We start from the raw sequence: 13,573 nt of genomic DNA, 5'->3' as shown, positions 1-13,573 counted from the left end.
CTCCATCCTCTCATTCATAATCGTGTTCCGCATCGCCAATTGCATCCGCTAACCGCGCAGAAAATTCTTCTGCTGCGTTGACCCCCATGCGCTTCAAACGGAAGTTCATCGCCGCCACCTCGATAATGACCGCTAAATTTCGCCCTGGACGAACTGGAACCGTCAACTTCGTCACTTCCGTATCAATAATTTTTACTTTTTCCTCTTCAAGCCCGAGACGATCGTATTGTTTATTCGGATCCCATAGTTCTAAGTCGATCACGAGCGAAATGCGTTTATGCGGGCGAACTGCACCTGCACCGAACAACGTCATAACATTAATAATTCCAAGTCCCCGAATTTCAAGCAAATGTTCAATGAGCTCGGGGGCGCTACCGATGAGCAAGTTTTCATCTTCTTGTCGAATTTCGACACAATCATCGGCGACGAGACGATGTCCGCGCTTTACAAGTTCAAGTGCCGTTTCACTTTTTCCGACCCCGCTTTTTCCTGTAATCAATACGCCGACGCCGTACACATCAACAAGCACCCCGTGCACAGCTGTCGTCGGCGCGAGCTTGCTTTCTAAATAGTTTGTCAGTCGGCTAGCTAGCCGCGTCGTTTTCATCGGCGAGCGCATAACAGGTACTTCTTTTTTCTCAGAAGCTTCAATTAACTCTTTTGGCACATCTAATCCACGCGAAACAATGATCGCTGGGGTAATATCCGTACATAGTTTTTCCATGCGCAATCGCTTTTCAACAGGAGTTAATCGTTCAAAAAAAGATAGTTCCGTCATCCCGAGCAATTGCACACGTTCAGCTGGGTAATATGCAAAATAACCGGCCATTTCAATGCCCGGACGGGATAAATCGCTCGTTGTAATCGGGCGATGAATCCCCTCTGCTCCGCTTACGAGCTCAAACTGAAACTCATCAATTAAGTCTTTTGTTCTCACTTTTGGCATGCAAACCCCTCCTTTTCCCTTTTTCCATTGTAACACTTTCACTTGAACTACCGCTAGGCTAAAGCCATAGCGGATTCCTACGAACACCGAAAGTTTTTTCGGTTATTTAGTAGGCGATCCCCACAGTTTCTGCGGTTAGGGCTTACATCCCCTAGCCTAAAATAGGGGTTTTACGCCCAATCATATAAAATATAAAAACGTTCCGCGTACGAAGCAGAACGTCTTACTTTTCTTTTTTAAGCGAATCAATGACAACATGAAAGAGAGAAATAGCGAGCGACGCAAATAGCGCCGTACTAAAACTACCAATTTGAAATGAGCTTCCCATCAACCATGCCGTCAGCGCTAACGTCATCGCGTTAACAACAAATAAAAATAAACCGAATGTCAACACAGTAACCGGGAGCGTCAGCAAAATAAGAAGCGGTTTCACGAACGTATTTAATAGAGACAAAAGGAAGCTCGCTACAAACGCAGCTCCAATTCCGGATAAATAAATCGACTCAAAATATCCTGCAAGCGCCAACAATAAAACAGCGTTAACAGCTATATGTGCTAGCCATCTCATAGGACATTCTCCTCATTCGGGATAATAAACACAGCAAGCGCATATAACACGGCAAATGGCATGACGCCGGTAATAAGCAATAATGCAACGAACAACAATCGAACAACGGTTGCATCTATATTCATATAAGCCGCTAATCCGCTTAACACGCCCGCAACCATTCGATCACGACGAAGCCTGACAAGCTTTTTCATTCATACATCCCTCCCGATTCTTGCAATACTTGAATTCCTTTAATAATATTCCAAATGATCACAACGACATGCACGACGCCTCCGATCACCACCCCGATAAACGATAATCGGAAATAAAAACGGAGCAAAAAATACGCTAAAATAACATAACGACGCAAGTAATTTATTTCCTTCTATTTACAACTACTCCTTTTTTTCCTTTACTCATACATACGTTTCATCACAAGGAAAGTTTCTTGCAAAAACCGAGCGCGTTATACGCTCGGTATACGCTGGCGCATGCGTTCACGATCGCGCTCTAAAATTGGTTGTAAATATCGTCCGGTATATGATTGCTCGATTTGAGCGACTTCCTCTGGCGTCCCCGCGGCAACGATTTGTCCGCCGCCATCGCCGCCTTCTGGACCAAGATCAATAATATAGTCGGCTGTTTTAATGACATCTAAATTATGCTCGATAACAAGCACTGTATCCCCTTGTCCCACAAGCCGTTGTAGCACGTGTAATAAACGGGCAATATCATCAACATGCAAGCCTGTTGTCGGCTCATCTAAAATGTATAACGTTCTTCCTGTCGAACGACGATGCAATTCGGACGCTAATTTCACCCGCTGCGCTTCACCCCCGGAAAGCGTTGTAGCCGGTTGGCCGAGCTGCATATAACCGAGGCCGACATCGTATAACGTTTGCAATTTCCGTTTAATTTTCGGGATATTTTCAAAAAACGCGAGCGCTTCTTCTACTGTCATATCAAGCACTTCGGCGATATTTTTATCTTTATATTTTACCTCTAGCGTTTCGCGATTGTATCGCTTGCCGTGGCATACTTCACACGGTACATAGACATCAGGTAAAAAATGCATTTCGATCTTTATAATCCCGTCGCCACGACACGCTTCACAACGACCGCCTTTTACATTGAAACTAAACCGCCCTTTTTGATACCCGCGCATTTTTGCTTCGTTCGTCGTTGCAAATAAATCGCGAATGTCATCAAACACGCCCGTATATGTCGCAGGGTTTGAGCGCGGCGTGCGACCGATTGGTGATTGATCGATATCGATTACTTTATCTAAATAATGAATACCGTAAATGTCTGTATGTTCTCCTGGTTTCACTTTCGCATGATGCAACTTTTGCGCTAACGCTTTATGCAAAATTTCATTAATGAGCGTACTTTTTCCCGAACCCGATACGCCCGTCACCGCCACGAACAATCCGAGCGGAATGCGGACATCGACGTTTTTTAAGTTGTTTTCTCGTGCACCAATGACTTCCAGCCAACGACCGTCTGGCTTTCTTCGTTCGAGCGGAAGGGGGATAAATTTTTTTCCTGATAAATATTGACCGGTTAACGACTGCGGGGCGTTCATCACTTGTTCAGGCGTGCCTGCAGCGACGACTTGTCCGCCGTGCGCCCCTGCTCCCGGCCCGATGTCAATTAAATAATCTGCCGCAAGCATCGTATCTTCATCGTGTTCCACAACGATAAGCGTATTCCCTAAATCACGCATGCTTTGTAACGTCGCAATAAGCCGGTCGTTATCGCGCTGATGCAATCCGATCGACGGCTCATCTAACACGTATAACACCCCTGTTAGCCGCGAGCCGATTTGCGTTGCGAGCCGGATGCGCTGCGCCTCTCCACCTGAAAGCGTCCCTGCCGCTCGGTTTAACGTTAAATAATCGAGCCCGACATTTTTTAAAAAGCCGAGACGCTCAACAATTTCACGCAAAATTAAATGAGCGATTTTTTGTTCTTTTTCCGTCAATTGAAGCGTTTCAAAAAACGTGAGCGCTTCATTGACCGACATCGCCGTCACTTCTCCAATATGCTTGCCGGCTATAAAAACAGCCAAACTTTCTTTTTTCAAACGGTTGCCATCACACGCCGGACACGGTTGTTCGGTCATATATTTTTCCATTTGTTCGCGCACATAATCCGATGTCGTTTCGCGATAACGGCGTTCGACGTTGCGCACGACACCTTCAAACTCCACATACGTTTCGCGCACATGGCCGAAGTCGTTTTCATAGCGAAAATATATTTTCTCACCGTTCGATCCATACAATAAAAGATCGAGCTGTTGTTTTGGCAACTGTTTCACAGGCACGTCCATATCAATGCCGTAATGACGACATACCGTTTCTAACAGCTGCGGATAATATTGCGAGCTTTGTGGCTCCCACGGCGCGAGCGTGTGTTCACGAAGCGTTAACTCTTGATTTGGAATAACTAAGTCAACATCGACTTCAAGCTTCGACCCGAGCCCGTCACACGATGGACATGCCCCGTACGGACTATTAAACGAGAAGATGCGCGGCTCTAATTCACCGATAGAAAAACCACAATGCGGGCAAGCATGATGTTCACTAAACAATAGCTCTTCTTGTCCGACGACATCGACGAGCACTTTTCCTTCCGCGAGCTTTAACGCCGTCTCGAGCGAGTCGGCAAGACGCGACTGAATGCCCTCTTTCATCATGATGCGGTCAACAACGACTTCAATTGAATGCTTTTTATTTTTTTCAAGGGAGATGTCTTCAGATACATCGCGCAATTCCCCGTCGATGCGCGCGCGTACATATCCTTGCTTTTTTATTTCTTCTAACGTTTTGACGTGCGTCCCTTTCCTTCCCGAAACGATCGGAGCTAATATTTGCATTTTCGTCCGCTCCGGATACTGCATTAATCGATCAACCATTTGCTCAATCGTTTGCGATGTAATTTCAATGCCATGCGTCGGACAAATCGGACGTCCGATACGCGCAAACAATAAGCGCAAATAATCGTAAATTTCCGTTACCGTTCCGACCGTTGAACGCGGGTTGCGGCTCGTCGTTTTTTGATCAATCGAAATGGCGGGTGACAGCCCTTCAATCGAATCGACATCAGGCTTATCCATTTGCCCTAAAAATTGCCGAGCGTATGCCGATAACGATTCGACATATCGCCGTTGCCCTTCCGCGTAAATGGTGTCAAACGCAAGCGATGATTTTCCCGAGCCCGATAAGCCGGTAAGCACAACGAGCTTATTGCGCGGAATGACGACATCAATATTTTTTAAATTGTGTGCACGCGCTCCCTTGACGATAATGTGATCCATACGCTACACCTCAGCTTTCAGTTCTAAAATGAGATCGCGCAATTGTGCTGCACGTTCGAAATGAAGAGCTTTCGCCGCCTCTTTCATTTCTTGTTCAAGTTGGGCAATGAGCGCAAGACGCTCTTCTTTTGATAAATGACGAACATCTTTCGTTTCGTACGTTTCCTTTTCTTCCGCAGCAAACGTAGCGCGAATAACATCTGGAACGTCTTTTTGAATCGTTTTCGGCACGATACCATGCTCGCGATTATATGCTTCTTGAATGGCGCGGCGCCGCTTCGTTTCATTGATCGCAATTTCCATTGATTTCGTGATCGTATCAGCATACATAATGACATGCCCGTTCGCATTGCGCGCTGCCCGTCCAATCGTTTGGATGAGTGAGCGCTCAGAACGTAAAAATCCTTCTTTATCGGCATCTAAAATAGCAACGAGCGATACTTCTGGAATATCAAGCCCCTCACGCAATAAGTTAATGCCGACAAGCACATCGTATTTGCCTAATCGTAAATCGCGAATAATTTCAATTCGCTCTAACGTTTTAATTTCGGAATGCAAGTAAGCAACTTGAATGCCAATATCTTTTAAATAATCGGTTAAGTCTTCCGCCATCTTTTTCGTCAATGTCGTCACAAGCGTCCGTTCTTTGCGAGCGATGCGCTTTTGAATTTCATCAACTAAGTCGTCTATTTGCCCTGCGATCGGTCGCACATCAATCGTCGGATCTAACAACCCTGTCGGACGAATAATTTGCTCGACAACTTGCGGACAATGTTCAAGTTCATACGGCCCGGGCGTCGCTGATACGTAAATGATTTGATTCACCTTTTGCTCAAATTCTGCAAACGTGAGCGGGCGGTTATCGAGCGCCGACGGCAAGCGAAAACCGTGTTCGACAAGCACTTCTTTTCGCGCTTTATCCCCGTTATACATGCCGCGAATTTGCGGCAGCGTCACATGCGATTCGTCAATCACAATTAAAAAGTCGTCAGGAAAATAATCTAACAACGTATAAGGGGTCGAACCAGGCGGACGCAACGTCAAATGACGCGAATAGTTTTCGATGCCCGAACAAAAACCCATCTCTTTCATCATTTCAATGTCGTAGCGCGTCCGCTGTTCGAGTCGTTGCGCTTCCAACAATTTTCCTTGTTCACGCAGCTCGCGAAGCCGCTCTTCTAATTCTTTTTCAATGTTTTCGATCGCTATATTCATTTTTTCTTCGCGCGTAACGAAGTGCGATGCCGGGAAAATCGCCACATGCTCCCGTTCCGCCATCACATGCCCCGTCAACGCGTCGACTTCGCGAATGCGTTCAATTTCATCGCCAAAAAACTCAATGCGAATGCAATGCTCATCGCGTGAAGCTGGAAAAATTTCAACAACATCTCCGCGCACACGAAACGTTCCGCGCCGAAAATCAATATCGTTTCGCTCGTATTGAATATCAACAAGCCGCCGCAATAAATAATCGCGCTCGATTTCCATGCCGACGCGAAGGGAGACGACTAGTTCGCGATATTCTTCCGGAGAACCTAAACCGTAAATGCACGACACGCTTGCAATAATAATGACATCGCGCCGTTCAAATAACGCAGACGTTGCGGAATGGCGCAATTTATCAATCTCATCGTTAATGCTCGCATCTTTTTCAATGTACGTATCCGTTTGCGGCACGTACGCTTCTGGCTGATAATAATCATAATAGCTCACAAAATATTCGACCGCGTTATGCGGGAAAAACTGTTTAAACTCGCTATACAACTGTCCTGCTAACGTTTTATTATGCGCAATGACTAACGTCGGTTTATTCACTTGTTGAATGACATTTGAAATCGTAAACGTTTTTCCTGTTCCTGTTGCTCCGAGCAACGTTTGATGTTTTTTTCCTTGTTGAATGCCTGCAACGAGTTCGGCAATCGCTTTCGGCTGATCGCCGCGCGGCTCATAAGCAGATACTAATTGAAATGTGTCCACAATCGTCCCTCCACTTCATTTCTATTTTCATTGTACCATATTCACGAATCGAAAAGCGAAAAATACGAACAAATATTCTATGAAAAAACCTGCCCATATGGACAGGTTTACGACTGTTTTTGCTTTTCTACCATGCGTTTAGCATATAAAAATCCGACGATGAGCGACGCTATATCAGCAACAATTTCATACAATTGATCCGTATATCCTTTCACATACGATGCTACGAGCAACGCGACAGTAAGCAACGTTCCGACATAATGGTTATACGTCACCCGCGTAAATAAAATAACTAGCAACGCCGGTACAATTAACGCTAACAAAAACCACATACTATCCCTCATCTCTTACGAATAACAGTCCAAGTTCGTGATGTTCGCCTTCAAATAAAGCCGATTGCGCAAAGCGAACTTCTCCGCTCTCGTTTAATACTTCTAGCTTACAAAATGCACGATTATGTTGCAATGCTGCGTAAAATTCATCTTCCGTCACGACCGGTATACCGTTTACCTTCACAATTACTTCTCCGACCGAAAGCGCCATTTTATGTGCTGGCGTATCCGGCAACACGCCTAAAATGACAAGCCCATTCGCTCGTTTTGTAAAATACGGAGGCCGCTTTTGTTCATACAATTTCGCTGATAAAGCAATCCATTCCCTCCATAAAATAGCGACAACTGCAACAACGATCGCTAGCGGCTCCCACCAGTAGCTAGCAATCGCTAGCAAACTAACAACCGTAGCGAGCCAACCGATGCGCTTTGCGATCCATTTCGCCATATGAGTAGGCATGTTTGTTTGCACGCGGTGGGAAAAGCCAAGTAAAAACGGCACGAGAACAAATGAATACGCATCACCGCCTGAAATCATCGGCCACCACGCTGCAAACGGCGTCACTCCCTCTCCTGGCACAGGAATAATAAAAGGTACGAGCCAAAGACGTTGCATCATTTGTTCACCGATGACAAGTCCCCGCTTGCTCGTTACAAGCCGCGGCGAGCTAAGCTCTGCTCCTTCGCGGTAAACGAGCCACATTTCGATAAACAAAAGCAACCCGATTAAAAGCGCGACGGCAGTCACATTTGTTTCCGTCATATGCGGGAAAAAACGATCAAAAAATGGCTTCGCCCACTCCATTTGCGCAAAAAAACTAACAGTAAATATGACGATGCTCCCGATATATGCAGCCGATAAAAGCCGGAGCTGCATCATAAAGCTGCATACGATTGTCACAATCGTCCAAAAAACGAGCGTATCGTTCGGAATGACAAGTCCAACGCCAACAGTGACAATTGAAAAAACAATGGCAAACCAACTGCGTGAGCGAACGATCGCACGCAGCTCACGAGAAGAACGATAGACGCGCGTATGAAAATCGCGCCGCTCGCGTTGCACGCGACGCCATCCAATAAAAAATGCAAATATGATTACATAATATAACAACGGTTGCAGCCAAAACGTTCCGAATGCTTTCAACCATTCTAGTCCCCATAATTCCATTTCCATCATCTCCGTTTTTTCCGATCATCTATTTTGTATTGTAACAAATTTCAAGCATTTATGGTTGACGAAAATTCACTTTCTTTGCCGAATAAGCACTAGTTTTGTCAAGGTAAAAGGAATTTGAAACGAAGTGTCTAACTGTTTTCTCATATAAGATGAGGAGGAGCGTGGAACGATGGAGCTAAAAACGAGCACAGTAGCTAAACGGCTCGGCGTATCAACAAAAACGGTGCAACGGTGGGTAAAAAAGTATAACATTCCATGCAAAAAAAACGAGGCAGGACATTATATGTTTACAAACGAAGCGGTCGAACAACTAGAAAAATATAAGTTTCTCGGCATAGAGGAAGAAGAGAAGGAACATGTCGATTGGGAAGAGGTAGAACAACGTCTCAATGAACTCGAACGAAAAGTGGAACAAAAAGCAGATGACGTCGTCTCGTTTCAACTATTGCAACATCGGCGAGAAATGGAAGAAATGCTTCAACATATTCAACAGCTTGAGCGGCGCATCGCCGAACTGGAACAGCAACAAAAAGCGGAACTTCCCGTTGAAAAGCCGACAAAACAAAAGCGCCGTGGGATTATTAGTCTGTTCATTTGAACTACCGCTAGGCTAAAGCCATAGCGGAGGCTTGCGAACACCGAAAGTTTTTTCGGTTATTTAGTAGGCGATCCCCACAGTTAAAACGCGCCCCCTGCCTCAGAAGAGACAGGGGGCGATGTTTATTTTGCAATCATTTGCAACGCTTGTTTCAATTGCTCGTCGTATCGCTCGTCGCGAACAGCTTCCATCACTTTTGTTTGCAACACATTGGCCGTTTGCTTATCAATTTTTCCTGTGACCGGCAAGCTATTGGCTTGTTGGAATGCTTGCACAGCTTGTTCAGTTTGTTTGCTGAAATAGCCGTCTTCACGCCCCGGATTAAAGCCGAGCCCGCTTAACATTTGTTGTGCACTTTTAATTTGTTCATTGTTCATGTCGTACGCAAGCGGCTTGTCAATTTGCAACGGATGAGCGTAGAAAAAGTCTGGCTGCTTCACTTTCACATCTGGTTCAATGCCCTTCTGATGAATCCAATTTCCGTTTGGTGTGAGCCATTTATATAACGTTAATTTAATATGGCTGCCGTCATCCATCGGCAACGCTTGTTGAACCGTTCCTTTTCCAAACGTTTTTTCACCGACAAGCGGATAGCCACCCGCTTCTTTTAACGCTGCGGCTAAAATTTCTGATGCCGAGGCGCTCCCGTTGTCAATAAGCACAACAATTGGATAATCTTTTTTCTTCGTTATATTGGAGAAGAAGCGTTGTTTATCGCCATCACGTTCTTCAATTTGCACGTACGGTTTATCTTTCGGAACAAGATCTTTTAAAATCTCCTCCACGCTTTGTAAGTACCCTCCCGGATTGCCGCGCACGTCGATAATGAGACCTGCGATTCCTTTTTTCTCAAACTCGGATAACTTCTTTTTAAAATCTTCTGCTGTTTTTTCCGCAAACGACGTAATTTCAATATAGCCGATTCGTTTGCCGTTCACTTCCTTTATGGACGCATATACCGTTTCGATCGGAATTTCGTCACGAACGACATCAATTGTCAATACACCGTTTACACCAGGGCGAATAATTTCCAAGCGAGCAACCGTCCCTTTTTTGCCGCGAATTTTTAAGACGGCTTCATACAAATCAAGCCCCTCTAAACTTTCCCCATTCACTTTAATAATTTGGTCATTCGGACGGAGCCCAGCTTTTTCCGCAGGCGATCCTTTAAATGGAGCGACAATCGTTACTTTGCCGTCAACCATGCTCACTTCCGCTCCGATTCCTTCAAAAGAAGAATCAAGCGACTCGTTAAATCGCTCTACCGTTTCTTTATCCATATAAACAGAGTACGGATCTTTTAACGTCGCAATCATTCCTTGAATGGCGCCATCAATAAGCTGTTGGTCGTCAATGTTTTGAACGTATTTTTGTTTAATCATGCTGTATGCTTGTTCGATTTTTTTCAGTTCCTCATTCGACGACTTCTCCGTTGCCCTTGGTATATCGATTGTAATCGTTGACGTAGGAGAAGAGAGTGACTGCATTCCGACATACGTCACACCTGAGCCGAACAGCATTGATAAAGCCATAAGTGCTGCGATTGTTTTTTTGTTCATGTTTTGCCTCCTCACCCTTCGATACATGAAAGGCATCACACCGTGTGCGATGCCCATTTGTTTTCATTATATGAATAGCTTGTACCGTTCATAACTATTTGAAGATGTATTTATTTTACACCGAACGTACAACTTTCTCAACCAATACGTAAAAAGCACAGCTCATTCGCTGTGCTTGTCGTTAAAACGGAATATATTTTAATGGGTCGACTGCGTTAGACTTTGATGCATTCCAAGGTCCGCGATGCAACTCAAAATGTAAGTGTGGACCAAATGAGCGACCTGTATTGCCCATATAGCCGATCATTTGTCCTTTGCTTACGTTTTGTCCTTCACCAACAAGGCGGGACTCAAGATGGGCATATACTGTCGTGTACACTTGTCCATCAATATAATGCATGATAAAAATGACGTTTCCGTAACTCGGGGAATAGTATGAGCGGTAAACATAACCGTCAGCTGCCGCAACAACAGGCACACTAGCCCCTCGTTTTCCAATGTCAATTCCATAGTGAAATTCACCCCACCGCGGTCCAAATGTTGATGTAATTGGACCGTTCGCTGGGCGCATAAACGCACCGTTCGACACAGGAGGCAAACTGCCACCGCTCTCTGATGACGATCCGCGGCTTGATAATGCTCGTTTCCGCGCTTCTTCCTGTTCTTTTTGACGACGAATCATTTCTTGTAATTGGTTTTTCATAGCTGCTTCTTGCTTCTCAAGCAGCTCTTTTTCTTCCTCTAAAGCTAGTTGCTTTTCCTCTTCGTGCTTTTGCTGCTCTTTCAACTGCGCCATTAGTTTTTCTTTTGCTGCAATTTGTTCACTTAACGTTTGTTTTAACTTTTGTAGCTCATTTAGCTGCTCTTGCAGGCGAACTAAGTTATCGTTTAGTTCTTCCTCTTTCGCTTCCTTTAGCGCTTTATCTGCTTCTTGCTCTCTAATAATTTGACGGTCTGCCTCAAAAATGGTCGCAACAGCGCTCATTCGATCAATAAAATCGCTAAAACTTTTCGCCCCAAGCAACACGTCTAAATAGCTAACAACTCCTCCGCTTTCTTGCAGCGAACGCGCCCGCTCTTTCAACAACTCATTGCGTTGCTCAATGCGGGCTGTTACTTCCTCGATTTCTTTGCGAAGCGCGATAATTTGCCGTTTCGTTTCTTCGATGTTTTGTTGTTTCGCACGAATGTTAGCACTCGTCTCTTCGACAGCTAAATCGAGCTTTTTAATTTCCGCATCGACCCTTTGCTGTTCCGTTTTTAGCCGTTCAATTTCTTGTTGCGACTGTTCAATTTTATTTTCAATCGTTGACTGCTTTTGTTGTACATTTTTTATTTCTTCTTTTTTCTGTTGAATATCGCGCTTCGTCACCGCATGCGCAGGCGCAGCTACGCTTGAAACAAGCAACATCACAGCGACAACAATCATTCCCCAACTTTTTCGCACCGTAAACCCCTCTCTCTTTCTATACTTTCAAAAATCGTCTGACAGACATCAAGCTTCCCCACATGCCAATGCATGCCCCTAATAAAACGAGCACAGTCGCCACTTGCCATGCAAACGGATAAAATGGGAGAAGTTGAAAAAATGTATCTTTTAATCTTGGGTACAATAAATCAAATGTGTACGAATAGGCGGACAGGACGATGGCAATTGGCACAATCGAACCTAATACACCGAGCCATAGCCCTTCAAGGAAAAACGGCCAGCGAATAAATCCGTTAGTCGCCCCTACTAATCTCATAATCTCAATTTCACGACGACGGGCAAAAATTGTAATTTTAATCGTATTTGAGATGAGAAACATCGCCGTAAATAATAATCCGACAATGAGCGCCAATCCGACGTTGCGAATCGTCGTCGTTGCCGCAAATAGCTTTTCAATTTGTCCTTTTCCGTATTTGACTTTGCTGACAGAAGGCAAAGTTTCAATTTGTTTTGCGATTTTTTCTGTATCAAGTGGATTTTCCGCTTTCACAATAAATACATCGCTTAACGGATTGTCTTGCTCAAACAAACGAAACGACTGTCCATCTTCCCCAAAGCTGTCAATTAATTTTTGAAGCTCCTCATCTTTTGATGAGTACGTCACTTTTTCTACACCGGCAAAAGCTTCGAGTTTCGCCCGCAGCGCATCTTTATCCGCATCTGTCGCGCTCAAATCGACATGCACGCGAATTTCAACATCGCGCTCAATTTGCTTCGTTATATGTTGAATATTGAGCATAATGACGAGAAACACGCCGACAAGCAACAGCGTTACAGTGACAGCACTAATGGACGCAAACGTCATCCAACCGTTTCGTCCGAGACTTTTAAAACTTTCACGAAAATGGCGGCGAAGGGTGTTAAGCCTCATAACCGTATTCCCCCTTCACTTCATCGCGCACAATTTTGCCGCGCTCAATCGCAATGACACGCCTGCGAATCGTGTTGACGATTTCGCGGTTATGCGTCGCCATCACAATGGTCGTCCCACGATCGTTAATTCGCTCGAAGATGTCCATAATTTCCCAAGATGTATCTGGATCTAAATTTCCCGTCGGTTCATCAGCAATAACAATTGCTGGGTTGTTGACGATTGAACGAGCGATCGACACCCGCTGTTGCTCTCCTCCAGACAATTCATCAGGATAAAAGCGCGCTTTATGTTTGAGCCGTACTAAATCGAGCACTTCCATCACACGCTTACGAATGTTTTTCGGCGATTCCTCAATAACTTCCAAAGCAAACGCTACATTTTCATATACCGTTAACTTCGGAAGCAATTTAAAATCTTGGAATACGATGCCGATGTTTCGGCGAAGCAAAGGGACTTTGCTATTTTTTATATTCGCTAAGTTCACGCCATTAATCATAATTTTGCCGCTTGTCGGCTTCTCTTCGCGATACATCATTTTAATAAACGTCGATTTCCCAGCACCGCTTGGACCGACGACATATACAAATTCACCTTGCTTAATGCGAACGGAAATGCCGTTTAATGCGATCACTCCGTTCGGATACGTTTTATATACATCTTGCATTTCAATCATAAGCAACCACCTAAGTATTCGATGTTTTTCTACATATTCCTGCAAAATTCTTACCTCGTCCATTATATCATCATTTGTC

13 protein-coding genes are annotated in these 13,573 nt (G+C 44.7%); 1 reads left to right on the top strand and 12 read right to left on the bottom strand.

All coding sequences use genetic code 11. The annotated features are described in order from the left end of the window. Positions 1 to 10: 10 nt before the first annotated feature. The 8 genes from hprK to BM213_RS06845 all read right to left on the bottom strand — a co-directional run bounded on the left by hprK (position 11) and on the right by BM213_RS06845 (position 8,292). Positions 11 to 946: an HPr(Ser) kinase/phosphatase gene (gene hprK, locus BM213_RS06880; protein ID WP_003397323.1), complete on the bottom strand. Its 936-nt coding sequence runs from the start codon at positions 944 to 946 to the stop codon at positions 11 to 13. Between the two features lie 223 nt (positions 947 to 1,169). Then, entirely contained in the window at positions 1,170 to 1,514 is a 345-nt protein-coding gene (locus tag BM213_RS06875) for a phage holin family protein (RefSeq protein WP_091702328.1), read from the bottom strand. Next, entirely contained in the window at positions 1,511 to 1,708 is a 198-nt protein-coding gene (locus BM213_RS06870; protein WP_091702325.1) for a PspC domain-containing protein, read from the bottom strand. The genes BM213_RS06875 and BM213_RS06870 overlap by 4 nt, the downstream gene beginning before the upstream one ends. Beyond that, positions 1,705 to 1,866 carry a hypothetical protein gene (locus BM213_RS06865; protein WP_425265920.1) on the bottom strand — a complete coding sequence of 54 codons (162 nt, stop codon included), beginning with the start codon at positions 1,864 to 1,866 and terminating at the stop codon, positions 1,705 to 1,707. The genes BM213_RS06870 and BM213_RS06865 overlap by 4 nt, the downstream gene beginning before the upstream one ends. A gap of 96 nt (positions 1,867 to 1,962) precedes the next feature. After that, complete coding sequence (gene uvrA, locus BM213_RS06860; protein ID WP_091702322.1) at positions 1,963 to 4,815, bottom strand: excinuclease ABC subunit UvrA; 2,853 nt, start codon at positions 4,813 to 4,815, stop codon at positions 1,963 to 1,965. 3 nt (positions 4,816 to 4,818) lie between these two features. Continuing rightward, positions 4,819 to 6,792 (bottom strand): excinuclease ABC subunit UvrB, encoded by a 1,974-nt coding sequence (uvrB, locus tag BM213_RS06855; protein WP_003397331.1) that lies wholly within the window; start codon positions 6,790 to 6,792, stop codon positions 4,819 to 4,821. A 107-nt stretch (positions 6,793 to 6,899) separates the two neighbouring features. Next, positions 6,900 to 7,124: a CsbA family protein gene (locus BM213_RS06850; protein ID WP_004892581.1), complete on the bottom strand. Its 225-nt coding sequence runs from the start codon at positions 7,122 to 7,124 to the stop codon at positions 6,900 to 6,902. 1 nt (position 7,125) lies between these two features. Further along, entirely contained in the window at positions 7,126 to 8,292 is a 1,167-nt protein-coding gene (locus BM213_RS06845; RefSeq protein ID WP_091702319.1) for a PDZ domain-containing protein, read from the bottom strand. A gap of 178 nt (positions 8,293 to 8,470) precedes the next feature. On the opposite strand from BM213_RS06845, the gene BM213_RS06840 reads away from it, so the two are divergent. Continuing rightward, positions 8,471 to 8,899, top strand: coding sequence for a MerR family transcriptional regulator (locus tag BM213_RS06840; protein WP_091702317.1), 429 nt, complete (start codon positions 8,471 to 8,473; stop codon positions 8,897 to 8,899). A 122-nt stretch (positions 8,900 to 9,021) separates the two neighbouring features. Here BM213_RS06840 and BM213_RS06835 read toward each other — a convergent pair whose 3' ends face one another. From BM213_RS06835 to ftsE, 4 genes are all read right to left on the bottom strand, one after another. Beyond that, positions 9,022 to 10,458 (bottom strand): S41 family peptidase, encoded by a 1,437-nt coding sequence (locus BM213_RS06835; RefSeq protein ID WP_091702314.1) that lies wholly within the window; start codon positions 10,456 to 10,458, stop codon positions 9,022 to 9,024. A gap of 181 nt (positions 10,459 to 10,639) precedes the next feature. Then, a complete protein-coding gene (locus BM213_RS06830) occupies positions 10,640 to 11,905 on the bottom strand; it encodes a murein hydrolase activator EnvC family protein (RefSeq protein WP_091702311.1) in 1,266 nt (421 codons plus the stop codon). Between the two features lie 19 nt (positions 11,906 to 11,924). After that, positions 11,925 to 12,818 (bottom strand): permease-like cell division protein FtsX, encoded by an 894-nt coding sequence (ftsX, locus tag BM213_RS06825; protein WP_091702309.1) that lies wholly within the window; start codon positions 12,816 to 12,818, stop codon positions 11,925 to 11,927. Next, positions 12,808 to 13,494, bottom strand: coding sequence for a cell division ATP-binding protein FtsE (ftsE, locus tag BM213_RS06820; protein WP_091702306.1), 687 nt, complete (start codon positions 13,492 to 13,494; stop codon positions 12,808 to 12,810). Before ftsE ends, ftsX begins: the two co-directional genes overlap by 11 nt. Between the last annotated feature and the right edge of the window lie 79 nt (positions 13,495 to 13,573).

Source organism: Anoxybacillus pushchinoensis, from assembly GCF_900111795.1.
Taxonomy (GTDB): Bacteria; Bacillota; Bacilli; order Bacillales; family Anoxybacillaceae; genus Anoxybacillus; species Anoxybacillus pushchinoensis.
Note: the sequence above shows the minus strand (reverse complement) of the source record. Positions and strands in the feature narration are given on the sequence as shown.